The 23840-nt window shown below is 65.9% G+C and carries 23 protein-coding genes; 11 read left to right on the forward strand and 12 right to left on the reverse strand.

Annotated features, from left to right (window positions below; all coding sequences use genetic code 11):
- Positions 1–63: 63 nt before the first annotated feature.
- On the forward strand, positions 64–867 hold the full coding sequence (locus tag ACIBG0_RS04025) for an LLM class flavin-dependent oxidoreductase (RefSeq protein WP_397028981.1): 804 nt from the start codon (positions 64–66) through the stop codon (positions 865–867).
- On the opposite strand, the gene ACIBG0_RS04030 is transcribed toward ACIBG0_RS04025, so the two are convergent.
- The 3 genes from ACIBG0_RS04030 to ACIBG0_RS04040 are packed head-to-tail and all read right to left on the reverse strand — an operon-like array spanning position 868 to position 2598.
- The gene (locus ACIBG0_RS04030) at positions 868–1707 is read right to left on the reverse strand and encodes a helix-turn-helix domain-containing protein (RefSeq protein WP_397028983.1); all 840 of its coding nucleotides are present in this window, start codon (positions 1705–1707) and stop codon (positions 868–870) included.
- Positions 1704–2249, reverse strand: coding sequence for a DUF6879 family protein (locus tag ACIBG0_RS04035; RefSeq protein ID WP_397028985.1), 546 nt, complete (start codon positions 2247–2249; stop codon positions 1704–1706). Before ACIBG0_RS04035 ends, ACIBG0_RS04030 begins: the two co-directional genes overlap by 4 nt.
- A gap of 4 nt (positions 2250–2253) precedes the next feature.
- Positions 2254–2598 carry a hypothetical protein gene (locus ACIBG0_RS04040; RefSeq protein WP_397028987.1) on the reverse strand — a complete coding sequence of 115 codons (345 nt, stop codon included), beginning with the start codon at positions 2596–2598 and terminating at the stop codon, positions 2254–2256.
- A gap of 135 nt (positions 2599–2733) precedes the next feature.
- On the opposite strand from ACIBG0_RS04040, the gene ACIBG0_RS04045 reads away from it, so the two are divergent.
- The 3 genes from ACIBG0_RS04045 (at position 2734) to ACIBG0_RS04055 (ending at position 4958) form a co-directional block, all read left to right on the forward strand.
- Positions 2734–3126, forward strand: coding sequence for a hypothetical protein (locus tag ACIBG0_RS04045; protein ID WP_397028989.1), 393 nt, complete (start codon positions 2734–2736; stop codon positions 3124–3126).
- A 111-nt stretch (positions 3127–3237) separates the two neighbouring features.
- Entirely contained in the window at positions 3238–3603 is a 366-nt protein-coding gene (locus ACIBG0_RS04050) for a nuclear transport factor 2 family protein (RefSeq protein WP_397028990.1), read from the forward strand.
- Between the two features lie 452 nt (positions 3604–4055).
- The gene (locus ACIBG0_RS04055; protein ID WP_397030192.1) at positions 4056–4958 is read left to right on the forward strand and encodes a S1C family serine protease; all 903 of its coding nucleotides are present in this window, start codon (positions 4056–4058) and stop codon (positions 4956–4958) included.
- A 228-nt stretch (positions 4959–5186) separates the two neighbouring features.
- Here the strand turns inward: ACIBG0_RS04055 and ACIBG0_RS04060 are convergent, their stop codons facing one another.
- On the reverse strand, positions 5187–5870 hold the full coding sequence (locus ACIBG0_RS04060; RefSeq protein WP_397028992.1) for a TVP38/TMEM64 family protein: 684 nt from the start codon (positions 5868–5870) through the stop codon (positions 5187–5189).
- Between the two features lie 174 nt (positions 5871–6044).
- Between ACIBG0_RS04060 and ACIBG0_RS04065 the strand changes: the two genes are divergently transcribed.
- From ACIBG0_RS04065 to meaB, 3 genes are read left to right on the forward strand one after another with little or no spacing between them, the layout of a single operon-like run.
- On the forward strand, positions 6045–7892 hold the full coding sequence (locus ACIBG0_RS04065; protein ID WP_397028994.1) for a methylmalonyl-CoA mutase family protein: 1848 nt from the start codon (positions 6045–6047) through the stop codon (positions 7890–7892).
- A complete protein-coding gene (gene scpA, locus ACIBG0_RS04070; RefSeq protein WP_397028995.1) occupies positions 7892–10174 on the forward strand; it encodes a methylmalonyl-CoA mutase in 2283 nt (760 codons plus the stop codon). The genes ACIBG0_RS04065 and scpA overlap by 1 nt, the downstream gene beginning before the upstream one ends.
- Positions 10171–11217 carry a methylmalonyl Co-A mutase-associated GTPase MeaB gene (gene meaB, locus ACIBG0_RS04075; protein ID WP_397028997.1) on the forward strand — a complete coding sequence of 349 codons (1047 nt, stop codon included), beginning with the start codon at positions 10171–10173 and terminating at the stop codon, positions 11215–11217. Before scpA ends, meaB begins: the two co-directional genes overlap by 4 nt.
- A gap of 251 nt (positions 11218–11468) precedes the next feature.
- On the opposite strand, the gene ACIBG0_RS04080 is transcribed toward meaB, so the two are convergent.
- From ACIBG0_RS04080 to ACIBG0_RS04090, 3 genes are read right to left on the reverse strand one after another with little or no spacing between them, the layout of a single operon-like run.
- On the reverse strand, positions 11469–12356 hold the full coding sequence (locus ACIBG0_RS04080) for an amidohydrolase family protein (RefSeq protein WP_397028999.1): 888 nt from the start codon (positions 12354–12356) through the stop codon (positions 11469–11471).
- Positions 12353–13381, reverse strand: coding sequence for a nucleoside hydrolase (locus tag ACIBG0_RS04085; RefSeq protein ID WP_397030194.1), 1029 nt, complete (start codon positions 13379–13381; stop codon positions 12353–12355). The genes ACIBG0_RS04080 and ACIBG0_RS04085 overlap by 4 nt, the downstream gene beginning before the upstream one ends.
- A 49-nt stretch (positions 13382–13430) precedes the next feature.
- On the reverse strand, positions 13431–14636 hold the full coding sequence (locus tag ACIBG0_RS04090) for an FAD-dependent monooxygenase (protein ID WP_397029001.1): 1206 nt from the start codon (positions 14634–14636) through the stop codon (positions 13431–13433).
- A 101-nt stretch (positions 14637–14737) separates the two neighbouring features.
- Between ACIBG0_RS04090 and ACIBG0_RS04095 the strand changes: the two genes are divergently transcribed.
- Positions 14738–15310 (forward strand): TetR family transcriptional regulator, encoded by a 573-nt coding sequence (locus ACIBG0_RS04095; protein WP_397029003.1) that lies wholly within the window; start codon positions 14738–14740, stop codon positions 15308–15310.
- Positions 15311–15331: 21 nt separating this feature from the next.
- Here ACIBG0_RS04095 and ACIBG0_RS04100 read toward each other — a convergent pair whose 3' ends face one another.
- Positions 15332–16678, reverse strand: a complete 1347-nt coding sequence (locus tag ACIBG0_RS04100; RefSeq protein ID WP_397029005.1) for a CoA transferase — start codon at positions 16676–16678, stop codon at positions 15332–15334.
- 44 nt (positions 16679–16722) lie between these two features.
- On the opposite strand from ACIBG0_RS04100, the gene ACIBG0_RS04105 reads away from it, so the two are divergent.
- On the forward strand, positions 16723–17628 hold the full coding sequence (locus ACIBG0_RS04105) for a dienelactone hydrolase family protein (protein ID WP_397029007.1): 906 nt from the start codon (positions 16723–16725) through the stop codon (positions 17626–17628).
- Positions 17629–17638: 10 nt separating this feature from the next.
- Positions 17639–18412 carry a thioesterase II family protein gene (locus tag ACIBG0_RS04110; protein ID WP_397029009.1) on the forward strand — a complete coding sequence of 258 codons (774 nt, stop codon included), beginning with the start codon at positions 17639–17641 and terminating at the stop codon, positions 18410–18412.
- On the opposite strand, the gene ACIBG0_RS04115 is transcribed toward ACIBG0_RS04110, so the two are convergent.
- The 4 genes from ACIBG0_RS04115 to ACIBG0_RS04130 all read right to left on the reverse strand — a co-directional run bounded on the left by ACIBG0_RS04115 (position 18352) and on the right by ACIBG0_RS04130 (position 22652).
- A complete protein-coding gene (locus ACIBG0_RS04115) occupies positions 18352–18741 on the reverse strand; it encodes a DUF2784 domain-containing protein (RefSeq protein ID WP_397029011.1) in 390 nt (129 codons plus the stop codon). The genes ACIBG0_RS04110 and ACIBG0_RS04115 overlap by 61 nt on opposite strands.
- A 31-nt stretch (positions 18742–18772) precedes the next feature.
- Positions 18773–20242, reverse strand: a complete 1470-nt coding sequence (locus ACIBG0_RS04120; RefSeq protein ID WP_397029013.1) for an SDR family NAD(P)-dependent oxidoreductase — start codon at positions 20240–20242, stop codon at positions 18773–18775.
- A gap of 105 nt (positions 20243–20347) precedes the next feature.
- On the reverse strand, positions 20348–21655 hold the full coding sequence (locus ACIBG0_RS04125; RefSeq protein WP_397029015.1) for a hypothetical protein: 1308 nt from the start codon (positions 21653–21655) through the stop codon (positions 20348–20350).
- 61 nt (positions 21656–21716) lie between these two features.
- Entirely contained in the window at positions 21717–22652 is a 936-nt protein-coding gene (locus tag ACIBG0_RS04130; RefSeq protein ID WP_397029016.1) for an alpha/beta fold hydrolase, read from the reverse strand.
- A gap of 177 nt (positions 22653–22829) precedes the next feature.
- Between ACIBG0_RS04130 and ACIBG0_RS04135 the strand changes: the two genes are divergently transcribed.
- Entirely contained in the window at positions 22830–23534 is a 705-nt protein-coding gene (locus ACIBG0_RS04135) for a TetR/AcrR family transcriptional regulator (protein ID WP_397029018.1), read from the forward strand.
- Positions 23535–23840: the final 306 nt, after the last annotated feature.

Raw genomic sequence — 23840 nt, forward strand, 5'->3', positions numbered from 1 at the left:
CGGGCATGGGGCTGAGCGATCGAGCCATTGGAACGCTCACGATTTATTCCTAACGTTGTATTCATGACCTTTGACATCGGTGTGATCCTTCCGACCTCCACCCCCGATCCGGCCCACCCGATCCTCGGCGATGTGCGGGCTGCTGCCCGCCTCGCCGAACAACTCGACCTCGAATCGGTATGGTCCACCGACCATCTCGTGGCGAGCGCGCCCATGCTGGACAGCACCGTGACGCTCGCGACCGCGGCCGCCGTCACCGACCGGATTCGGGTCGGCTACAACGTCATGTTGCTCGCACTGCGCCCGGTGGCTTGGGCAGCCAAGCAGATCAGCACACTGCAGTACGTATCGGGCAATCGGCTGCTGCTGGGGGTCGGCACCGGCAATCCGGCGCACGGCGATATCGGGTGGCGCGCGGCCGGTACGACATTCGGCAACCGCGGTCGGCGCACCGACGAGGCACTGCGGGTGCTGCCCGATCTCGTCACCGGTGCGACGGCCACGGTCAACGGCGTCGATGTGGTGCTGGCTCCCGGATCGGCCATGCCACCGGTCCTGGTGGCGGGCAATGGGACTCGGGCACGACGGCGCGCGGCCGAATACGCCGATGGGTGGATCACCCTGCAGCCCGGCCTGGACCAGCTGGCCGCCGATTTCGACGAATTGCGCTTATTGGCAGCAGAATTCGATCGACCCGTACCGGCGGTGACAGTGGTCGCGCCGGTACTGCCCACCGATCATTCGGCCGCCGTCGAACTGCTCGCCGCGCACCGGGACGCCGGTGTCGAACGTGTCATTCTCGCCCCGACCGGCCCCGAATGGCAGGGCGATTACGAGAAGGCCGCGAAACTCCGTGCGGCACTGTGATTACAGCTGCGTCAGCCGCAGCTTCAGCGCATCGGTGATGATGGCTCGGGCGGCTTCGCCGTACCGAGCCTGCCGGTGCAGCGCCGCCCAGGTCTTCTCGTAGTACGCGAGTTCCCGCGGCTGGGTGATCGTGAGACCCGCCGAAATGGTCTCGACCTCCGCGATGCGTTTGTCGAGCAAAACGAAACATGTTGTGGTGTACAGGAAATCGGCTGTCCGCGGAATGATGCCGAGCCCGAGTCTCGGTAGCGGCATCAGATCGATGAGCCGTTCGAGCTGACCGGCCATCACCTCGTTGTCACCGACAGTGGTGTAGAGCGCTTGCTCGGCAAGCAGGATGCTGATCCGATGGGTGCCGTGGTGCAGAATCCGCTGGCGCGCAATCCGTGCCGTCACCGCACGGTCGATATCGTCGATACCGCCGACGAAGTCGATACAGGACTGGAGTACCGCCCTGGCATAGGGTTCGGTCTGCAACAGGCCGGGAACGACCGCGTTCTCGTAATTGCGGATGGTGGTGGCGCGTGCCTCCAACTCGATGCGGCGGCGCTGCTGCTGGGCATGTCCGGTCGCGGCGATACGCCGCCACTCCTGCCAGAGCGCCTCGATATTCGCCAGTGCCGCACGCAGGTCCGGCAGCAGCAATTCGGCGCCGCACAGTCGGCACCACTGGACCAGATCGTTATCGCTCGGCGTTTGTTTACCGTGTTCGATGCGCGACACCTTGGCCGAATGCCAGCCCGCTTCGGCGGCGAGCTGCACACCGGTCAGATGTGCGGCCTTGCGCAGTTCACGTAAGCGTGCCCCGAAGGCTTGCCGGGACTGCTCGACACCGGTCATCCACTCCGCCCGCCGGGCATGTAGTCGTGGTGCGGAATTGCTTTGTTCCACAGTGTATCTCGTACAGTCGTGCAGCGTGCGACCAGAACAGGGTCGGTAGTCACCGCCGCACCCGCCAGATCGCCGGTCTTGGTGAAGATCGTAAACGCGACCGTCTCGTCGAGCAGCCACCATTCGTCATCGGTGTATTCCGCCGGATCGGCGAGATGCCTCGGCAGCCAGCGGATATCCTCGCCGTAGCGCTGATTGCGATCGGTGAGCGCGTGCAGGAATCGAACGTAGTCGGTGAGCGGTTCCGAGACCACCCGCACGCGCCGGATCGGCACGCCGCGCCCCGCGACCTCGCTGGTGAGCTTCTCCCAGGCCCGCCACGACGGTGGATAGGACTCCTCCTCGAACGGCGGTAGGCCCGCGAGGACGCGGCGCATCGGTTCGGTCTCGTCGGAGACCTGGGAGTGATCGTCGGACACCTCGAGATGGAAAGCGTCGCCGCGGGTTTCGCGGATGAGATCGTTGGTTTCCTCGATGGTGTAGAAGAGCATTGCATTACCATTCCCACGGGCTCTGTCCGACCGGGACCGCGACCGCGGTTTCGTGCTCGGGAATCCGCATGCGCGCCAAGGCATCCGGATCGGTGATCGGCTGGCCGGAAAGGGTGAAGGAACCATGCCCGGAATCGACAAGCGGCGCGCCGATATAGGTGCCGGGCTGCAGCCAGCCGAGCAGCATATGCGGTATTTCTACTCGGTTCGCGTCATGGGCCACCCGGTAGCCCTGCACGAGATACAGATGTTGATCCTCATCGATCCACAGCCGGGGCGAGCCGGTGTTGTTGGTGGGTCCGCCGAGCAGTTGTATACGCATCAGAGTGGCCTCGTCTCGCGTGGGCATTGCGCTGGCTGCACAATCGTCACCGGTCAACGCCATATGGGTCAACAACTTCCGCAAATCCCCGCAAAACCATGGTGGCGCGCCCGGCCGGTTTTCTACCGTTCTGGGTAGGTGCTGGCAGACAGGGTGAGTGACATGAGCGGGTCGGAACCATGGGAGGTTGTCGGGCGGTTGGCAAGCGAAACGGGGTCACTTGGCAACGGGGCCGCGATCAAACCGTGGGCGATCGGGTTCGTGCGGTGGGATATTTCGGGGTCCATGGTGGATCACGATGTGCGGGCCACCCGCACCTGCGCGGCACGACGGGGATACGAGCTGGTCTCGATGAAGGTGGGTCCGCAGGGCGATCCGGTCGCACGGCTGCTCGCGGCCATCACGCGCTGTGGTGCGCATGCGGTCATCGTGCCGAGCAGAGAGCACATCTGGGCGGCGCGACGTGCGGTCACCGAGATCTGCGATCTGGTCGTAGTCGCAGGGGACACGGTGTGGGAGCGTGGCTATCAGTGGCCGCGCTGGTTCGCACGCTGATCCTTACCTCGCGCGTAATCGACTGCGTGATCGGCAGCGGGCAAGGTCGACGTATCCGCCGGAGTATTCCGGTGGAGGACCGGAATACCTTCCAGCAGAGGATGATTCGCTATGTCTCAGTACGAGGATGCGGTTCGGCGCTACTTCGTGGCATGGAATGCCACCGATGACGAGGTGCGCGCGAAGGCGGTGGCCGCGGCTTGGTGCGAGGACGGTTTCTACACCGATCCGCTGGCCGATGTCGCCGGGCACGAGCAACTCAACGCCGCCATCGGGGGTGTGCGCCAGCAGTTCCCCGGCTTCGAATTCCGCCAGCTCGGTGCGGTCGACGGACATCACCACACCGCCAGGTTTTCCTGGGAGCTGGTTGCGGCCGACGGGAGCGCGCCGGTCGCCGGGACGGATGTGATCACTCTCGCCGAGGACGGCCGGATCATCGGTGTGCACGGTTTCCTGGATCGCTTGCCGGGGGCATAGTCGAATCCCTGAGCGGGGACCTGCGGGCACGTGGACATGTGCTCGGGGGCAGATCGCGATCGGGTGTGCCCGTTGGAATCGCCAGCGATCGCGCGCATTGGCTCGGCCGGGCGATGGCTGGGCAGGTGCAGCACGGCGGTGAGCTGCGGTCGACGCTCTGAGCGGTATCAGTACGTCGCGGTCTCAGACAGTTGTGGTCAGGTCGTGCGCCGAATTGAACAGAACGCGCCGTTTACGCCGGATCGGCGGCTGTTGGTGAACGTCGGATGAATCCGGTTGCGCCTGTGGCGAACACGCTACATCGGGCGGTGCGGCGGAGGATGCTGGAAAGGGCGGCCTGGATATCGAATGCGCGCCTGATGGGCAGGATGGTGGTCAGCGTGGACGACGAATCGAGCCCGTTCTCGGGTCCGGAAGACGCCACACGGCAACACGATCTCGACGAATCGGCGATGGACGCCTATTCGCGTTCGGTCATCGCGGTCGCGGCGTCGGTCACCCCGCATGTGGCGAGCGTGCGAACCCGGCGGGGGAGCGGATCCGCGGTGGTCTTCACCGATGACGGCTTCCTGCTGACCAACGCGCATGTGGTGGGCTCGGTGAGCAGCGGTGATGTGGTGTTCGCCGACGGCGTGGAATCGCGCATCGACGTCGTCGGCATCGATCCGCTCTCCGATCTCGCGGTGCTGCGCGCCCGCGACGGTGCGCCGGGTGCGGTAGTACTCGGCGATGCCGACAAGCTCGTGGTCGGCCAATTGGTGGTGGCTGTCGGGAGCCCACTGGGGTTGGCGGGTTCGGTGACCGCGGGCGTGGTCAGCGCGCTGGGTCGAGCTGTCCCAGTCGCTTCCCGCCGGGCCGGTCGGGTGATCGAGGATGTGATCCAAACCGATGCCGCCCTGAATCCGGGCAATTCCGGTGGAGCACTCGCGGATTCATCAGGGCGGGTAGTCGGTATCAATACGGCGGTCGCGGGCGTCGGACTCGGTCTCGCGATCCCGATCAATGCAACTACCCGCCGCATTATCACCACCCTGCTGAAAGACGGCCGCGTGCGCCGCGCCTACCTCGGCCTGGTCGGCGTTCCGGCGCCACTACCCGCAGCCGTCGCCGCTCGCACCGGCCAACATGCCGGTGTCCGCATTGTCGAAGTCGTCCGCGGCGGCCCCGCCGATCATGCGAGGCTGCGCCGCGGCGACCTCGTACTCAGCGTCGCCCGCTCGGAAGTGGCCGATGCGCAAGGCATCCAGCGCCAACTCTTCGGCGACGCTATCGGGGTCTCGATGCCGGTGACGGTGTTGCGCAATGGCGCGATGGTCGATGTCTTCGCCATCCCGATCGAGTTGACCGTGGATTAGCTGGTCAGCGACCCCACGGTCGGATGACGTCGTCGGCTAGATCTTCGCGGGGGTCTTGATTCCAGTTGTCGTGGTTATTGCCATTCGGCCCTGGTTCGACTGCGTGTACCACCATCGTTCGTCACCTCCCTTCGAGCGGTCATTGCTGTTGCGGGGTAGCCGTCCGCGCGCAACCGCAAACCGGAATCGACGCAAGGCGCGCATACACCGCCCTGGCACGCCGGTGCGTCAGTCGGTCACGGTGACCGGGGCGGTCTCCAGGTGCGGTTCGTGGGTTCGCGACCAGCGCGCGTCGATGATCAAACCGACGACGCCGATGGCGATGAGCACTCCGGAGACTACGAGCATGCCGGGGTGGGTACGTCCGGTGAGGGCATCGCCCAGGATGACGGTGCCGATGGTCCCCGGGAGGATGCCGATGATGGTGGCGATCAGATAGGGCCAGAAGCGGATCGAGGAGAGGGCGCAGCAGTAATTGATCACCGAGAACGGGGCGAAGGCGATCAGGCGCAGCGATCCGACCGCGAGCCAGCCGCGGCGTTCCAGGCGTTCATCGATGGAGCGGACCGCGGGATGGGTGAGATGGGCGGCCACTCGATCTCGGTCCAGCGCGCGGACGAGCAGGATCGCCAGCGCGGCGCTGACCGTGGTCGCAGAGGCAGCGAGCGCGATGCCGAGAGCGGGTCCGAACAGGACGCCCGCGCTGACCGTCAGCACGGTCCGTGGGATCGGAGCCACCGTGACCAGCGCGTGCACCACAAAGAACAATAGCGGGAAGATCGGGCCGACCGAGGTGGCCCAGTCCTGCATCTGCTGTGGTGTCGGTAGTGGGACCAGCATGGCGGCGATGAACAGCGCCGCGCCACCGACGAGCAGGGCGAGGATGCGTGGGTCCCGGATGAGCCTGAGCACCGCGCCAGGTTACCCGTTGGTAGCGGCGGCCACGGTCAACCGCCTGCGTTGGTGCCGCTAGCATCGAAGGAAACGGGACGAATGCTCGTTAACCGATGTGCTCGCTGAGCTGGGCGAATGCAACGGTTTCGGGCGCACACGCGATGTGCGTCGAGGAGAAGAGGAACAGCAGCTATGCCGATTGCTTCAGAGCCGGTGCCCGATTACGCCGCATGGCGCAAGGGCGTGGCGGGGGTACTGGCGAAGGCCCGCAGGGTCGATGTCGCCGAACTTCCGGAGGAGCCAGAAAAGCTGCTCGAGGAACAGACCTACGACGGTCTGACCATCGCCCCGCTGTACACCCGCGGGGATGAGCGGCCCGAACTGCCGCTGCCGGGCGAATATCCGTTCGTCCGTGGCCGGGACGCCACCAGGGATGTGCATCGCGGCTGGTATGTCAGTGCTTTCATCGCCGCCTCCGATGGCGCGGCGGCGAATCGCGAGATCTTGGCCGCGCTGGAGAATGGGATCAGTGCACTGTGGCTCGGCGTGGGCGAGCGCGGAGTGCCGGTGGCCGAACTGTCCGCGGCGCTGTCGGGCCTGCTGTTCGAACTGGCACCGCTGACACTCGCCGCCGGTGATGCGGTTTCCGAGGCGGCGCAACAGGTCTTCGCGCAGCTCGACGATTATCAGGTGGCGGACCGGACCGAAATTCGAGTCGCGCTCGGCGCGGCCCCGCTCACCAGTCGCTTCGCCGGAACCGCCGATATCGAACTGGCGGAGGCCATCGCGCTGGCTGGTCGGGCGGTGCAGCGACCGGAGACCGTGCGCGCTATCACCGTGGATGGCACCGTCTTTCACGATGCGGGCGCCTCGGACGCGCAGGAGCTCGGTGCGGCGGTGGCGGCAGGTCTGGCCTACCTGCGCGCACTCACCGAGGACGGCCAGGACATCGCGGATGCCTTCGAGCAGTTGGAGTTCCGCTTCGCCGCGACCGACGACCAGTTCGCCACCATCGCGAAATTCCGTGCGGCCCGCCAGCTCTGGGCCCGCGTCGCACATGTGTGCGGCGCACCCGCATTCGGTGACGCGCCGCAGCATGCGGTGACCTCCGCGGCGATGATGACCCAACGCGACCCGTGGGTGAATATGCTGCGCACCACCCTCGCGGCCTTCGGCGCGGGAGTCGGTGGGGCGGATACGGTTACGGTGCTGCCCTTCGATTCCGCGCTGCCGCCCGGCGAGCTCGGCGTGTCGAAGTCGTTCGCGGACCGCATGGCTCGCAATACCCAGCTGCTGCTGCTCGAGGAGTCGCATCTGGGTCATGTTCGGGATCCGGGTGCCGGTTCCTGGTACGTCGAGGACCTCACCGCCACGCTCGCCGCAAAGGCGTGGGAGTTCATGCAGGAACTCGAGGCCGCGGGCGGTTATTCGGTCGCGTTGGACTCCGGCCTGCTCGCCGAACGGATCACCGCGACCCGATCGGCACGGGATGCCGATGTGGCACACCGCAAGACGGCGGTGACCGGTGTCAACGAATTCCCGAACCTGGCCGAACAGCCGCTGTCCGAGGCGGCGCGTCAGCCCGGACGGGTGGTTCGCTACGGCGCTGCCTTCGAGGCGCTGCGCGACCGCTCGGATGCCTACCTCGCGGCCAATGGCGTGCGACCGCGTGCCCTGCTCGTGCCGCTCGGCACGGTGGCCGAACACAATGTTCGGGTCACCTTCATCGCGAACCTGTTGGCTTCGGGCGGTATCGAGTCGATCAACCCCGGTCCACTCGAAGTGGCCGGAATCAGCACGGCAGCAACCGAATCCGGTGCTGGCATCGCCGTATTATGTGGTTCGGACAAGCGTTACGCCGAGCAGGCGCGCCCGGCGGTCGAGCAGTTGCGCGGCGCCGGAATCGAGACGGTGCTGCTGGCCGGTGCGGAAAAGGCCGTTGCCGATCTGAGCGACGCGCAGCGCCCCGACGGTTATCTCGCGGCCCGCATCGATGCGGTGGCCGCACTGTCGGACCTGCTGGAGAAGGTGGGAGCCTGATGACACTGAGTCATATCGACAAGCCCGGCGGCATCGAACACCGGATCGGCAGTTTCGCCGAGGTGCCGCTGTCCGAACGTCCGGCCGAACCCGCCGACGTCGACTCGGCACAGGTCGACGCCTTCGTGCGTGCCGCCGCCGAGGCGAACAACTACACCCCCGAACAGTTGGTGTGGGTGACGCCCGAAGGTATCGAGGTGCCACCGGTATTCACCAAGGCCGATCGCGATGCCATTGCGGCCGAGGGGTATCCACTCGACAGCGTGCCGGGTATCGCGCCGTTCCTGCGTGGTCCGTACCCGACGATGTATGTGAACCAACCGTGGACGATTCGCCAGTACGCGGGCTTCTCGACCGCCGCGGATTCGAATGCCTTCTACCGGCGCAATCTGCAGGCGGGGCAGAAGGGTCTTTCGGTCGCCTTCGACCTGGCCACGCACCGCGGCTACGACTCCGACCACCCGCGCGTGCAGGGTGATGTCGGGATGGCCGGTGTCGCCATCGATTCCATCCTCGACATGCGTCAGCTCTTCGATCACATTCCGCTGGATCAGGTCTCGGTGTCGATGACCATGAACGGCGCGGTGCTGCCGATCCTGGCGCTGTATGTGGTCGCGGCCGAGGAACAGGGCGTCGCACCGGAACAGCTGGCCGGAACCATTCAGAACGACATTCTGAAAGAGTTCATGGTCCGCAACACCTACATCTACCCGCCGAAGCCCTCGATGCGGATCATCTCCGATATCTTCGCCTACACCAGCGCGAAGATGCCGAAGTTCAACTCGATCTCCATCTCCGGCTACCACATCCAGGAGGCCGGAGCCACGGCCGATCTGGAATTGGCCTACACCCTCGCCGATGGTGTCGAGTACATCCGCGCGGGTATCGCAGCGGGTATGGAGGTCGACAAGTTCGCACCGCGCCTGTCGTTCTTCTGGGCCATCGGCATGAACTTCTTCATGGAGGTCGCCAAACTCCGTGCGGGGCGGTTGCTCTGGAGTGAGCTGGTTGCCAAGTTCGAGCCCAAGAGCGCGAAATCGTTATCGCTGCGGACGCATTCGCAGACCTCGGGCTGGTCGCTGACCGCGCAGGACGCCTACAACAATGTGGCACGCACCTGTATCGAGGCGATGGCGGCGACCCAGGGACACACCCAGTCGCTGCACACCAACGCCCTCGACGAGGCGCTGGCCTTGCCGACGGACTTCTCCGCCCGCATTGCCCGCAATACCCAGCTGCTGATCCAGCAGGAGTCCAACACCACGCGGCCGATCGACCCATGGGGCGGTTCGTATTACGTGGAATGGCTCACCCACCAGCTGGCCAATCGCGCCCGCGCGCATATCGCCGAGGTGGAGGCACACGGCGGTATGGCTCAGGCGATCGGCGAGGGTATCCCGAAGCTGCGCATCGAGGAGGCCGCCGCACGCACGCAGGCGCGCATCGACACCGGTCAGCAGCCGGTGATCGGCGTGAACAAGTACCAGGTCGAAGAGGATCAGCAGGTCGAGGTCCTCAAGGTCGAGAACTCGCGAGTGCGCGCCGAGCAGATCGAGAAGCTGAACCGGCTTCGCGCCGAACGTGATTCGGTCGAGGTCGAGCGAGCACTCGCCGAATTGACCCGTGCCGCCGCCTCCTCCGACCGCGGCATGGAGAACAACCTGCTCGCATTGGCCATCAACGCCGCCCGCGCCAAGGCCACCGTCGGGGAGATTTCCGACGCGCTGGAAAAGGTGTACGGGCGCCACCAGGCCGAGATCCGTACGCTCTCCGGTGTGTACCGCGACGAGGCCGGAAAGGTGACCAATATCAGCAAGGCGATTGAACTCGTCGAGGAATTCGCCGACGCGGAGGGGCGGCGCCCCCGCATTTTGGTCGCCAAAATGGGTCAGGACGGGCACGACCGCGGTCAGAAGGTGATCGCCACGGCCTTCGCCGACCTCGGCTTCGACGTTGATGTGGGCCCGCTGTTCCAGACCCCGGAAGAGGTGGCGCAGCAGGCGGCCGATAACGACGTGCACGTCGTCGGTGTGTCGTCGCTGGCGGCCGGCCACCTCACGCTGGTGCCCGCCCTGCGGCAGGCACTGGCCGATGTCGGGCGACCCGACATCATGGTCATCGTCGGCGGCGTCATCCCGCCCGGTGACTTCGAAGAGCTGTACGCGGCGGGTGCGGCGGCGATCTTCCCGCCCGGCACCGTGATCGCCGATGCCGCGATCGACCTGCTGAAGAAGTTGGCTGGCGAACTCGGTCATGAAATCGGTGGCGGCAGCGGCCAATGACTTCAGCATCGCGCAGCGATCCCACCGTGGGGGGTGGTCGGGCGACGGGCGGGCGTCAGCGCGTCATCGATGTGGACGCACTCGCGCAGGCGGTTCGCTCCCGGGAGCGGGCCGCCTTGGCGCGGGCCATCACACTGGTCGAGTCGACCAGGGCCGACCATCGGGAGCTGGCGCAGCAACTGCTGCTCGACCTGACCCCGCCCACCGATACGGTCACCTCGAATCGGGTCGGCATCACCGGTGTTCCCGGCGTCGGCAAGTCGACGTTCATCGATGCGCTCGGCATGGATCTGATCGGCAAGGGGCATCGGGTCGCGGTGCTGGCCGTCGACCCGTCCTCCACTCGAACCGGCGGCTCCATCCTCGGTGACAAGACCCGCATGGCGCGATTGTCATTGGAGCGCAACGCCTATATCCGTCCCTCGCCGACCGCGGGCACCCTCGGTGGTGTCGCCAAGGCGACCCGCGAGACCATCGTGCTGCTGGAGGCCGCGGGCTACGACGTGATCCTGGTGGAGACCGTCGGCGTCGGCCAGTCCGAAGTGACGGTCGCCAATATGGTCGACGTCTTCTGCTTCCTGACCCTCGCCCGCACCGGAGATCAGCTGCAGGGCATCAAAAAAGGTGTCCTGGAACTCGCCGACCTGGTCGCGGTGAACAAAGCCGACGGCAAGCACGAGATAGAGGCCAAGTCCGCGGCTCGCGAACTGGCCGGGGCGCTGCGCCTCATCCATCCGCACGACGCGCTCTGGCGCCCACCGGTGCTCACCATGAGCGGTCTCGAAGGCCATGGCCTGGACAAGTTCTGGGATACGGTCCTCGAACACCGCCGGGTGCTCACCGAGGCCGGTGAATTCGCCGAAAAGCGTCGTCGCCAACAGGTCGACTGGACCTGGACCATGGTGCACGACCAATTGCTGCGCCGCCTCGCGGAGAACCCGAACGTCAAAGCTATTCGCGCGCAAGTGGAAAAGCAGGTACGCGACGGTACCTTGACCGCAGCACTGGCCGCCGAGCAGCTTCTCGACGCCTTCGACAGTTGACGTCACTGGCTAACTCCGTGGGCGAAATTCGGGACCTGTCGCGCGCCTTCGGCTGGACAGCGGCGAGCTGGGCGGCCAGCGCCTCGGTGCACCCGGCGGCACCTTCGGTGTTTATGACCTTGGGTTGGAACAGGATTCGGTACCGTTAGCACGCCGAAGGCTTGTTCGATCGCGGCCGCGCCGCGGGTGCCGAGGTGGGTCGCTGCGGCGCCCGAAATCGCGCAGCAGATTCACCGTCGCGTCGGTGAGTGTTATCCGATTCCGAAGAGCCGCGCGGCATTTCGATAGCAGACCTGCCGCAGCCAGGAATCGCCCAGCTGCAGACGTTCCAGCGCATGGATCGAATGTCCGTAGGAGTACGGGATGTTCGGAAAGTCGCTACCGAACAGAATGCGCTCGCTCAAAGTATGCAGCCTGCCGTGTTCGGCGGTGGGAAAGGGCGCGGTGGTCTCGGTGAAATCGGTCCACACCATGGTCGTATCCAGGTGCACGCCCGGGTATTGCTGTGCCAAGTCAAGGAATTCGGAGTACTCGGGTGTGCCCATATGCGCGATGATCAGCTTCAATCGCGGATAGCGTTGCAGCAGAACAGCAATCGGCTCTGGTCCGGTGTACTCGCCGGGTACGGGTCCGGAGCCGCAGTGGATCAGCACCGGTATTCCGGCATCTTCGATCATGCCCCACACCGGATTCAGCAGCGGGTCACCGGGATGGAAGTCGCCGACCTGCACATGCACCTTGAACACCCGGGCACCGCGCTCGATCGCCGCCTCCACATAACTGTCGGCGTAATGTTCGGGATAGAACGTCGCTGTGTGTAGGCAATCCGGGGTGCGTTCGGCGAAGTCGGCGCTCCATTCGTTGAGCCACGCCGCCATATCCGGTTTGTGCGGATACACCAGCGAGGTGAATGCGCGAACACCGAAGTCGCGCAGAGTCTTCAGCCGGACGTGCTCATCGTCGCGATAGGCGATCGGCCACTCCCGACCGACCAGCGGACCGGCCGAATCGAAGTACGCCCATACCTTGGCCATGACCTGTTCGGGCATGAAATGCGTATGGACGTCGATGATCCCTGGCAGTTCGAGCCGGGTGCGGAAATCGGCCAGGTAGGTATTGTCATCGCTGTCGCCGATCATCGAGCAGCCTCCTGCGGGTAGACCGACCGGGCGAAGTCGCCGACCCTGGAGATCAGTCGCTCGAAGAACACCTCCGGGTCGGTGCCCACCACGATGTCGGCGTTGGGCTCTCGCCCCCACATGCCCACCCAGTCCGCCACCGTGGTGGCCCGGGTGATGGCGCCGACGAGTTCGACATCGACGGTGGCCGGTCGAATGACGGCGAGTGTCGGATCCAGCGCCACCGCCGCCGCGAACGGATCGTGCATATGTGCGAGGTAGCCCTGGTCGTAGAGTTTGTGGAAGTCGAAGTAGAACCGGACCGCATCGGTGAAGTACCGCACGATCGGATTGCTCGTCGCCGACCTGGCTTCCGGCGGATCGCTCTCTGAAACCAGCTCCACAGGCACACTGCCCGCGCGTTCGGCGAGCTGCGCCAGATGTTTGGGCCGCATCTCGATGGTCTCGGTGATATCGAGCGCGCACACGATCGGCCGCCGATCGGCGGGGGCGGCGGAGAAGGCGTCGAAGACCTCCTTGGCCGCCTCCGGATCGACGTGCACATTCCATTCATTGGTGGGGGTGGTGTTGCCGGGGTGATTGAAGGCTCCGCCCATGATCACCAGCCGCCGCAGCAGTAGCGGCAGCCGGGGTTCGAGGCGGAGTGCGAGAGCCAGATTCGTCAGCGGTCCGGTGCAGAGTCCGATGATCTCGCCGGGAGCCCCGCGCACCAGATCGACCCACATCTCGGCCGCCGACCGGGCCGAGATCGACCGGGCGGATTGCGGCAGTTCCGCATAACCGACACCCTGTGGCCCATGGGTGTCCTCGGTGGTGCGCAGCGGGATCGCGAGCGGGTCCGCGGCACCCAGCGCCACCTCGATATCGGGTGCTCGGCACACATCCAGCCAGGCGTGGTTGTTCGCCGCCACCTGTGGTGCGGGCACATTGCCCGCGGTGGCGGCGATTCCCACGATCTCGGCTTCCGGGGAGGCGAGCAGGTAGAGCAGCGCGAGTGAGTCATCGATCCCGGTATCGACGTCCATGACGATCTTCTGCCGCACGAGTCGAGCGTAGCGAGCGGGCCCCGCCGGCTCAGTAGGTGGGCAGCACGTAGTCGTCGGTATTCGACATCATCCGCAGCATTACCGGACGCATTACTCGCGAGGTCATGACCTTCATACTCGTGCGGGCAATCCGTGCGCCGAGGCGAGATGTGGGCAGCATCATCTTGATGCCGCCACCGGGCAGTTCCTTGGCCTTGTCCAGAAAAGGTTTGACGATCTGCTCGTAGCGGGTCAATGCTGCGGCGAGATCATCTGGTGCGGCGGCGATTTCACCGGCCAGGACGTATGCGCCGACAATGGCCATTGCGGTGCCCATACCGGTCATCGGGGAGCCGCAGAAGCCGGAGTCGCCGAGCAGCGTGACCCGGCCGGTGGACAGCGAAGGCATATCGACACGGGCCAGCATGTCGAAATAGAAGTCCGGGGTCGTGGTCATCGCGGCGAGTACCGCCGGTGTCTCCCATCGCGCCTCGGCCAGCATGTCGTGGATGAGCCGCTGCTGTGCGGCGACGTCGCGGCGCAGCGCCGGATCGGCCTCGGTGCGCAGGGTGATGATCGCCTTGGAGGTGGCCGGATCGGCATCCGGTCGAATCGCCACCGCGGCGCTGGGCACCGAATGCATCTTGAACCAGCCCGGCTCGGTTCCGGCCGGGGTCGGGATGGTGAAGAACGACATGTAGCCACCGAGATAGGTGACGAACTGCTCCTCCGGTCCGAATGCCAGCTGCCGGGTCGCCGAGTGCACACCATCGGCACCGACGACCAGATCGAAACGCTCGGTGCGCCCGGATGCGAAGTCGACTTCGACACCGGTGGCGTCTTGGCGCAGCGCGGTGACCCATTCGCCGTAGCTGTAATCGAGTTCGGACACCGTGCTAGCGAGTTCGGTGAGCAGTACCTGATTCAAATCGCCTCGGGTGATTTCGATTTCGGCCACCGGACCCTTGCCGTCGAACATCTCCGCGGGCATCCGGGCGAACTCTCGGCCGTTCTCGTCGACGTAGGCCATGCCGCGCTCGTCGAGCTGGTACTTGCGAATGCCCGGCATGAGTCCCATCCGCTCAGCGATTTCGCGACTCGGGCCGCGCAGGTCGACGGCCTGTCCGCCGGGGCGCGGCTCGGGGGCGCGCTCGACGACGGTGGTTCGGATGCCTGCCCGCAGCAATTGCAGTGCGAGCGCGTTGCCCGCGATGCCGCCGCCGCTGATCAGGATGCGCAGGGAGTTGGTACTCATAGCCGGGGCCAATCTCTCGAACGAATGTGTCAGACGTATGTCTAACACGTGGTGGCACGAATGTCTAGTACAAATGTCTTAGTCGTGTGTAGGCTGAGGTCATGGGAAACCGAGAAGACCTATTGGCGGGAGCACGTAAGGCCATCATCGAACGTGGCGTGGCGAAGACGACCGCGCGCGATATCGCCGCGGCCGCGGGTGTGAGCTTGGCCGCGATCGGCTACCACTTCGGTTCGAAGGATCGGCTGATCACCGAGGCGCTCGCGGAGGCGCTCGGCAACGATATCGGCGACCGGATGGAGGCGCTGGTCCGCGCGGGCAGCGGGCAGCCACCGCTCGAGGCATTCACACGGATGTGGAACGCGATGCCGCAGGTCTTCGAGGACAACCGGGACGGCATGCTGGCCAGTCTGGAGAATCTGGTCCGCGTCGCGCGGACGCCGGAATCGCGGACGTATATGGACGAAAGTCTCAACGGTGCCTACGAGGACATCGCTCGAGCGCTGCAGGAATCCCGTCCGGATCTGGATCCGGACACCGCTAGGGCGATCGCCGAACTGTACTTCGTGCTGACCCAGGGCCTCGGGATCCTGTGGACGATCTCCCACGGCCGGAACTTGCCCGACGGTGCGCGACTGGCCACGGCAATCGCTGCCCTGGCCGGTGAGTCCTGAGAGCGCCGACCAGCGCGAGTCCTACCGTGTGTGCAGGGGCCACACCGGCCGGTCCGCGCCGTACCGCGGTGCGGGCCACGCGTAATCCGGATATTCGGCGAGCACCGGCGCGGCGGTGGTGACATTGCCGTGGGTGACCGCCGCCATCGGACTCGGCGCCGCGGCCTGCGGATGGCGCGGGGCGCGACCGGGTGCGCTGAGGAGCCACGATGCGGTGCGCGCCAATGCGACTCGGACATCGCGCCCGATGCCGTCATGTGCGCGGGCGACCAGTGCGTCGATCACACCGGCCGCGAGCAGATAGCCGGAGGCGTGGTCCAATGCCTGCGCGGGCAGCGTCCCCGGTACCGCTGGTGCGCCTTCGACGATCGAAATTCCGGCGGCGGCCTGCACGATGCTGTCGAAACCGCGGCGCCGACCCCACGGGCCGGATTCGCCCCATGCCGATATCCGACCGTGCACGAGGCCGGGGCGGCGGACGGCGGTGAGTCCGGCGTTTTCCAGCGCGCCCGGTCGATATCCGGTGATCAGCACATCGGCGGCGGCGAGCAGCTCGTTGATCAGCGGCAGGTGCCGGTACAGATCGAGCAGTGTGGAGCGCTTGCCCTGGCAGGTGTCGTGGTATTGCCATGGGATCTCGGATAGGTGCGGCGGATCGACCCGCATTACCTCGGCGCCGAGCAGTGCCAACGTTCTGGTCGCGACGGGTCCGGCGATCACGCGCGTGAGATCCAGTACCCGGACCCCGCGCAACGGCTGCAATGGCGATGCACCGATCGGCAGGCCGAGCTCGCCCCGGTCGATCCGGGTATCGATCGCCACCAGCGGGCCCGATGCGGCTGCCTGGCCCTGCGGACTCTGCGCCCACTCCTGCTCGGACCGCACCTGCACCGCGATGGCGCCGTGCGCCGCCGCATTCTCCTCGATATCGCTGGCCCGGCTCATCGCCATCTGCGCGACCGCAAGATCAACGGGGGCGTCGTCCGGCAGTCCGAGCGAGGCGAGCAATCGCGCGCGATGATGCGGATAGTTGGCGTGGGTGCGGACCCAGCCGTCGAAGGTGGGAAAGAAGCCGGATAGATCGGCGAATATCTTGGCCGGCGCACCGCCGACGCGCAGCAGGCGTTCACTGGAGAACGCGGCGGTGATCCGGACCGGATCGAGCCGGTGCAGCACCGGATTGAGATGGTGTACGTCGCGGATGCGGTTCGCGGCCGCCGTCACCGCGGCCACCGATCCGGCGGCCAGTGCCCAAACCGGCAGCGTCGCAGCCAAACAGCTGCCCGGATCGTCGGCGGGGATGGTGCCGGATGCCGGTACACCGATTCCGGCCTCATAGTCGCGGACCAGCTGTTCGTGCGCAATCACGAGATCGAGAGTAGTTGTTGTGCCGCAGTAGTAGGGTCGTGGCCATGACGCCGCTGCAGCGTTATATCGCCGAGGAGATAGCCACCGACCATGCCGACGGATTGCTCGGTCGCCGGGAAGCGCTGCGCCGACTAGGAATGCTCGGCGTCGGCGCTACCGCCGCGGCCGCATTGCTCGCCGCCTGCTCCAGTAGCGGCGACCAGGCGAATTCCGCGTCGACGGGTTCGAATCCCGGGGCGTCCTCGGCCCCGCCGGGTACCAGCGGCGCGATCCCGGCCATTTCGATCACCTTTCCCGGACCGGGCGGTCGCCAGCTACAAGCCGCATGGGCGGCCGACCCACAGCCGCGTGGCGGCGTGCTCGTCATCCACGAGAACAAGGGACTCACCGAGCATATCCGTTCGGTGACAGGACGTTTCGCGGGTGCCGGATACTCCGCGCTTGCCGTCGACCTGCTCTCCGAATTCGGCGGTACCGCAGCCTTCACCGATCCGGCGGCGGCCACCGCCGAACTCGGCAAGATCGCGCCGGAGCAGTTCATCGGCGATCTGCAGGCCGGAATCGCCGAGCTGGAACGGCGGGTGCCGGAAAAGAAGATCGGCGCCACCGGCTTCTGCTTCGGCGGCGGTCTGGTGTGGCTGCTGCTGGCCTCGGGTACGCCGAAACTCGCCGCGGCGACACCGTTTTACGGTCCCTTCCCGGAGAACGGAGAGCTGTCCGGCTCGAAAGCCGCGGTACTCGGGATCTACGCGGCCAAGGACGAGCGGGTGATCGCCTCACGCCCCACCGCGGAGGCGGCTCTGGATCGGGCAGGTCTCGTCCACGAGATCTACGTCGCGCCGAATGCGGACCACGCCTTCTTCAACGACACCGGACCTCGCTACAACCCGACCGCCGCCGCTGAAGCGTGGCAGCGAGTCCTGGAGTGGTACGGCACATATCTCGGGTGAACGTTCGACGGTGAAGGAGATCGACGTGGGCACGGCCATTGCCGCGACGGATTGGCTGCGGGTGTTGCGCGCACATCCCGCGCCGAGCCATCAGCTGCTGTGCTTCCCGCCAGGTGGGGGCGCGGTCACGGCCTATCGGGCACTGGCCGAACGGTTCGACAATGGCATTGCCGTTGCGGCCGTCCAGTATCCGGGTCGGCAGGATCGCCTCGGTGAGCCCGCGATCGGTGATATGGACACCCTTGTCGATCAGATCGTGGACGAGGTGCTGAATCAGGGCCCGCTGGAACAACTTTCGCTATTCGGTCACAGCATGGGCGCGACTGTGGCCTTCGAAACCGCACGCCGCCTGGAACGCAAGGGGCAACCGCTCACCGTACTGTTCGTATCCGGCCGCCCCGCACCGACTTTCGTCGAGTCCGGCCGCCTGCATCTCGGCTCCGATGACGGTCTGATCGGTGACCTGGAGCGTCTGGCAACCGATCCCGCGTCCGTCCAGATCCTGCGCGACGAACCGAGTCTGGCCGAACTGGTGCTGCCCGCGGTACGCAGCGACTACCAGGCCATCGAGACCTACCGCTACCGGGAGGGCGTCCCGCTGTCGTGCGCGGTGTCGGCACTGGTCAGCACCGAGGATCCGACAATGACGCCTGAACAGGCCGAGCAATGGCGAGAGCACACCACCGGTTCCTTCGACTGCACGGTCTTTCCCGGCGGTCATTTCTATCTGGACGACAAGGTCTCCGAGGTCGCCGACCTCATTGCCCGCACCCTCCACGCATAGCCCACCCACGACACCACCACGCACACCGCGACCAGCGCGCGCACCAACCCGAGCGCACTTTCCGGGTAGATCACGCCGGTCAGATAATGATCGATGAACCCACTCGGTGGCAGCCCGGCCACCCCGGCCCGATGTCGCGCCCAATTCTCCGAATATGTAAGCGGACAATCGAATCCGAACAGCACCGTGCTGAATCCCCACCCGAACGCGATCAGATGCAGCCAGATGGTGCGCGGCCACCGCCACGCCACGAACCCGCCGACCACCACATACGCCACGAATACGAAATGCACCGCCGCGGTGGCATCAGCGAGCAGCCGATACACCATACGCCCAGCCTAACCCTGGGCCCTGCGCCGATTACCAGGACGCGGGTTGGTAATCCTTGAGGAAGCAGCCGTAGAGGTCGGTGCCGGTTTCGCCTTGGACGATGGGGTCGTAGACGCGGGCGGCGCCGTCCACCAGATCCAGGGGCGCATGGAAGCCCTCTTCGGCGAGGCGGAGCTTGGTGTAGTGCGGGCGTTCGTCGGTAATCCAACCGGTGTCGACGGCGGTCATGAGGATGGCGTCCTGTTCGAACATTTCGCGGGCGCTGGTGCGGGTCAACATATTCAGCGCGGCCTTGGCCATATTCGTGTGGGGATGGCCCGCACCCTTGTACGCGCGGGAGAACTGGCCCTCCATGGCGGAGACGTTCACGACGTACTTGCGGCGAGCCCCGGCGGCGGCCATCGCCGGGCGCAGCCGCGAAACCAGAATGAACGGCGCCACCGAATTGCACAGCTGGACCTCGAGCAGTTCGGTCGGGTCCACCTCGGCGACCGTCTGCACCCAACTATTGGTGTGCGCCAGATCCGGCACCAGACCACCGGCATCGATGGCGATGCCGCGCGAAATACGTTCCGGCGTGGCCGATCCCGCGACCAAAGCCAGTTCCGCGACATCGGCCGAGGACAGCGTCGGCGTGAGGGATGCGGTGAGTGCGGTGGGATGCGGCTGCATGGTCTTGCCGAAGGTCACCACATCCGGTCGCGCACCCGCGGGCAGCGGATCGGATTCGGCCTCGACGAGCGCGCTGTATGCGCCGGGGGAGCGGCGCACGGTCTGGGCGGCATTGTTGATCAGGATATCCAGCGGTCCCTGCGCCGCGACATCATCGGCGAGCGCGACGACCTGGGCCGGATCCCGCAGATCGATACCGACGATACGCAGTCGGTGCAGCCAGTCGGCGCTGTCGTCCATGGCGGCGAAGCGGCGGATCGCATCGTTCGGGAAGCGGGTGGTGATGGTGGTGTGCGCACCGTCGCGCAGTAGTCGCAGCGCGATATACATGCCGATCTTGGCGCGACCGCCGGTAAGCAGCGCCCGCCGTCCGGTGAGATCGGTACGGGCGTCCCGTTTTGCGTGGCTGCTGGCCGCGCAGTCCGGACACAGCTGGTGGTAGAACGCGTCGACCCGGGTATAGCGCTGTTTGCAGATATAGCAAGGCCGCGGCCGGATAAGCGTGCCCGCGCTCGCGCCTGCCGCATTCGAAGTCAGCGGGATGCCCGCGGTTTCATCATCGATCCGATTCGGTGACCCGGTCGCGGTCGCCGCGACCACCGCCCGGTCCGCCTCGGCGACCGCATCCCTGGCCTCGGTTCGCCTGCGCTGCTTCAACTTCTTGAACATATGGCCGACGGCACGCTGCACCGCGACCGACGCCGGATCGTCCTTATCCAACTGTCCGGCCTGCTCCAGCACCCGCAGGCAGATCGCCAGCTCATCGGAGTCGATGGCAGTGCCGCTCGGCGCTGGTGCGGTAGATGTCGACGCGGTGTTCTCGACCATCGGAATGCGGGTTTTTCCTTCGTGAACTGGGAGGTTGACCCAGTCATTGTCGCATTCGAAGGCGGACCGGTCGGCGCGGGCGGTCCCGCACCGACCGGATGCCACCTATTTGCGCAGCTTGCTCATGGTCGAGGTGGCCGTCTTCTTCAGCAGATCGGTGACCTCGGACGCGCTGAGGATCTTGCCCGGGGACTTCGACGAACTGGACGAATACTGCGACCAGCTGATGTGGTAGGTGGTCCAGCCGTCGCGCATGGCCAGTGAGACATCGGCCGTCGGATCGTCGGACTTGTGCTTGCCGGTGATCACATACGCCTCGTCGCCCAGCCCGGTGATCTTGTCGACCTTCGCGTCCTTGCCGTATTCGCTCTGGGTCCAGGTCTCATACGACGCGGTGAATTCCGGTCCCGGATTGGTCTGCTTGTGCACCTGCGCGCTGGTGTAGATGGCGGCGTAGTCGTACTTCTCCGTCGAGCCCGACGGAGTGAAGCGAACATCGCACCCCATCGAATCGACCGCGGCGTGCTTGGAGCCCTCGTGCTTCGGATAAGTCTTGCCCGAAGAATCGGTCTTGGACAGCGTGAAGCCCGCGCTGGTATAGGGCGAGGTGTCGGTGAGGTCGCACAGATTGGCGACATACTTGTAGCCGCGCAGATCGGCATCCTTGTTGATATCGGCCTTGCCCGCGTCGAACGCGCCGATCGCGAACATCGCGCCCGCCCATACCGCGGAGGTGACGACGACCGCGCCGAGCGCCCAAAGCCAGCCTTTGCCACCGGATTTGGGCGGCTGTTGATATCCGGGTGCGGGTTGCTGGTATCCGGGCTGTTGGAAACCCGGTGCACCCTGTGGGAATCCGGACGCGGGCTGCTCGAATCCGGGTTGCTGGAAACCGGCCTGCGGGTATCCGGATGCGGCTTGTGGTGATCCGGTTTGCGGGTATCCGGGCGCAGCCTGCGACGTTCCCGGCTGCGGATATCCAGGCGAGGACTGGTGATAAGCCGGTTGCTGATATCCGGACCCCGACGGGTGACCGGGAGGCGTGACTTGCGGGGCCCCACTCTGCTGGAATCCGGGCACGCCCTGCGGTGTCCCCGGCTGCGGATATCCGGGTGAGGACTGTTGGTATCCCGGTTGCGGATATCCGGTCCCCGATCCGGCGGGCGCGGTCCCCGGCTGATCGAATGGCTGCCGCACCATCGTCGGATCAGCGGGTTGCTGCTCCGCTGGGCTCTGCGGTCCGGCATCGCCTTGCGGTCCCACGACCGGAACCGCGGGCTGCGACGGCAGCTGATAACCCGGTTGCCCGACCATTGTCGGGTCCGATTGTGAATACTGCGGTCCCTGCTGCGGCTGTTGCTGCGCCCACCATGCGTCGTTGGGCTGATTCTGTTGTTCCCCCGGTCCGGTCATGCGCGCAAAGTACCACCCCGTCCGATTTGCCGGCCACCCAGCGTTGGCGGGATCTACGCGATCACTGCTGGATGCTGGCGTTCGCGGCGCGGAGATCCTCGATGAAGTTCGCGATCGCCTCGGCCACGAGCAGCGGCTCGGTCACCGGCAACCAGTGATCGGCCGGAATCGGGCAGCGCCACAACCGATCCACCCACCGTGCGCTGCCGTAGTAAAGGAATGGAGGTACCAGCACATCGGTGGTGTCCACTACCAGCTGCACCGGCACCGCGGTGGTGCGCTCACGCGGCCACAGCAGATGATGTGCGAGATTGGCTACGGCGATCCGGGTACCCGCGGTCAGATCCGCGCGCCAGGTCGGGGCGATCGGCGCATACGCACGGGCAACGCCGCCGAGCCGTTCTATCAACCAGGTGCGTACCCGCGGCGGATATGCGATCCGTCGCGCCGCCGTCTGGGCTGTTCCGACCCCGTGTCGCCAGAATTTCCGGTCGGCGATCAGTTCCAGCGCTCGGCGCGGTTGGCCCGCCAATTCGCGCAGCGTCATGCCGATGTGATCGAGATTCGGACCCGCGACGGCGGTGAACGAGGCGATCCGGGTATTGGCACGAGGATCGCAGACAGCCTCCCACACCTGCACCGCACCCCAGCCGTGTCCGCAGACATGCACCGGCCGCTTCGGGCTGACCGCATCGATCAGCGCGAAGAAATCATCGGCCAATTGCTCGAGGCGATAATCCTGCGGCACAGCGGGTTTCGCCGATGCACCGTGTCCGCGCACGTCATAGGCGATGACTCGGAAGCCGTCGGCCAGCAGCGTCGCCACCGCGGACCAGACCAGATGGGTATCGGACAGGCCGTGCACCAAGATGAGCGGTTCGGCCCCGCGCTCGCCCCATTCGAAGACGGCCAGCTCACCATTCGCCCCGGGCACCGTCGACCGCCGGTGTGGACGTTGGACGCCGGTCGGGTCGGGGGAGTCGAGCTGTTCGGTCATCTGCTTGCCTCGATCGATGCTCTGGGGCTGTACCGCCGGTACATGATCCGATACTGACACTACGTATTGCCCGAATCAATGGGACGAAACCGCGACGCACTATGAGGTAGGTCACCCACAATTCGGTGCTATCGGCGCTCAACTGGGCGTACCGCCGGTACGTGTATGCTCCCGACCATGGCCCGTTCGGACAGATCTGCCAGATCAGCGCCGCGGACGCTCACCCGCGAGGAGATCGTCGACGCCGCCATTCGGGTGATCGACCGGGATGGTCCGCGCCCGAGCATGGACGACATCGCCCGCGAGGCCGGAATCACCAAACCGCGCCTATATCGCCAGTTCGCCGACAAGGCGGATCTCTACACCGAAATCGGCGACCGGATGGCCGGATCGGTCGCGGCCGGTGCGGGCAATGATCTGACGCTGATGCTGCAACCGCCCCGGGTCGCGCTGCGCCGCGTGCTGACCGGTTATGCCGACAGTATTCTCCAGCACCCCAATGTTTTTCGCTTTCTCGGGCAGGCGTCCGTCACCCAGCAGGCGGACGGTTCGGTAGCGCAATTCGACCTCGGCCGCGCAGCCGCGACCCGCGTCGCCAGGCAGGCGCGTGAGATCGCCGAATCCATCCCGATCGAGACCACCGGCATCGACTATCTGGCCCGCGCGGTCGTCGGCGTCGTCGTGGCGATCACCGACCTGTGGCTGGGTGACGCGGATTCGCGCCGTCCCGACCACACCGCCGAATTCGTCGAGCAGGCAATCGAATTCGTCTGGGGTCTGATCGATGGGTTCCTGCGCCGACAAGGCATCTCGACCGATCCGGATATCCCGATCTTCACCTCGCTCGCGGCCGCCAACCAGGCCCAGCGGCCGACCGGCTAATCCGCATTATGCCGGGATGTAGTTCGACCGCTCTTGACCTGATGAGTGGCGATCAGCGTTGGTGCCAGCTGCGATCGACCAGAGTCGATGACCGGACGCGGGGCGCGGCGGCTGCTGTCGACCCTGCAAGGCAGCTCATGGGTGGACTTCCGCGTACCTCGCCGCGGACGCGTTCACAAATCGACTTCGTGCACTGCGGCGCCGGCTCGCACTTCGAGGACAGCCAGCAGAACCATCCGGCACACCGACATATCCGACATGTGTCCGCGTAGGGTTATCACTGCGTGTGCCTCCGCTCGCCGGCAT

The organism is Nocardia sp. NPDC050630 (genome assembly GCF_044457245.1).
Classification (GTDB): domain Bacteria; phylum Actinomycetota; class Actinomycetes; order Mycobacteriales; family Mycobacteriaceae; genus Nocardia.

What these genes read in the sequence shown, in the direction of transcription:
- ACIBG0_RS04095 (WP_397029003.1), top strand. Translation starts at nt 14,738, where the DNA reads ATGGGAAACCGAGAAGACCTATTGGCGGGAGCACGTAAGGCCATCATC.
- ACIBG0_RS04040 (WP_397028987.1), bottom strand. Translation starts at nt 2,598, where the DNA reads ATGCCCACGCGAGACGAGGCCACTCTGATGCGTATACAACTGCTCGGC.
- ACIBG0_RS04030 (WP_397028983.1), bottom strand. Translation starts at nt 1,707, where the DNA reads ATGACCGGTGTCGAGCAGTCCCGGCAAGCCTTCGGGGCACGCTTACGT.
- ACIBG0_RS04120 (WP_397029013.1), bottom strand. Translation starts at nt 20,242, where the DNA reads ATGGTCGAGAACACCGCGTCGACATCTACCGCACCAGCGCCGAGCGGC.
- ACIBG0_RS04055 (WP_397030192.1), top strand. Translation starts at nt 4,056, where the DNA reads ATGGACGCCTATTCGCGTTCGGTCATCGCGGTCGCGGCGTCGGTCACC.
- ACIBG0_RS04105 (WP_397029007.1), top strand. Translation starts at nt 16,723, where the DNA reads ATGACGCCGCTGCAGCGTTATATCGCCGAGGAGATAGCCACCGACCAT.
- meaB (WP_397028997.1), top strand. Translation starts at nt 10,171, where the DNA reads ATGACTTCAGCATCGCGCAGCGATCCCACCGTGGGGGGTGGTCGGGCG.
- ACIBG0_RS04085 (WP_397030194.1), bottom strand. Translation starts at nt 13,381, where the DNA reads ATGGACGTCGATACCGGGATCGATGACTCACTCGCGCTGCTCTACCTG.
- ACIBG0_RS04130 (WP_397029016.1), bottom strand. Translation starts at nt 22,652, where the DNA reads ATGACCGAACAGCTCGACTCCCCCGACCCGACCGGCGTCCAACGTCCA.
- ACIBG0_RS04050 (WP_397028990.1), top strand. Translation starts at nt 3,238, where the DNA reads ATGTCTCAGTACGAGGATGCGGTTCGGCGCTACTTCGTGGCATGGAAT.
- ACIBG0_RS04115 (WP_397029011.1), bottom strand. Translation starts at nt 18,741, where the DNA reads ATGGTGTATCGGCTGCTCGCTGATGCCACCGCGGCGGTGCATTTCGTA.
- ACIBG0_RS04045 (WP_397028989.1), top strand. Translation starts at nt 2,734, where the DNA reads ATGAGCGGGTCGGAACCATGGGAGGTTGTCGGGCGGTTGGCAAGCGAA.
- ACIBG0_RS04025 (WP_397028981.1), top strand. Translation starts at nt 64, where the DNA reads ATGACCTTTGACATCGGTGTGATCCTTCCGACCTCCACCCCCGATCCG.
- ACIBG0_RS04090 (WP_397029001.1), bottom strand. Translation starts at nt 14,636, where the DNA reads ATGAGTACCAACTCCCTGCGCATCCTGATCAGCGGCGGCGGCATCGCG.
- scpA (WP_397028995.1), top strand. Translation starts at nt 7,892, where the DNA reads ATGACACTGAGTCATATCGACAAGCCCGGCGGCATCGAACACCGGATC.
- ACIBG0_RS04065 (WP_397028994.1), top strand. Translation starts at nt 6,045, where the DNA reads ATGCCGATTGCTTCAGAGCCGGTGCCCGATTACGCCGCATGGCGCAAG.
- ACIBG0_RS04135 (WP_397029018.1), top strand. Translation starts at nt 22,830, where the DNA reads ATGGCCCGTTCGGACAGATCTGCCAGATCAGCGCCGCGGACGCTCACC.
- ACIBG0_RS04080 (WP_397028999.1), bottom strand. Translation starts at nt 12,356, where the DNA reads ATGATCGGCGACAGCGATGACAATACCTACCTGGCCGATTTCCGCACC.
- ACIBG0_RS04035 (WP_397028985.1), bottom strand. Translation starts at nt 2,249, where the DNA reads ATGCTCTTCTACACCATCGAGGAAACCAACGATCTCATCCGCGAAACC.
- ACIBG0_RS04125 (WP_397029015.1), bottom strand. Translation starts at nt 21,655, where the DNA reads ATGACCGGACCGGGGGAACAACAGAATCAGCCCAACGACGCATGGTGG.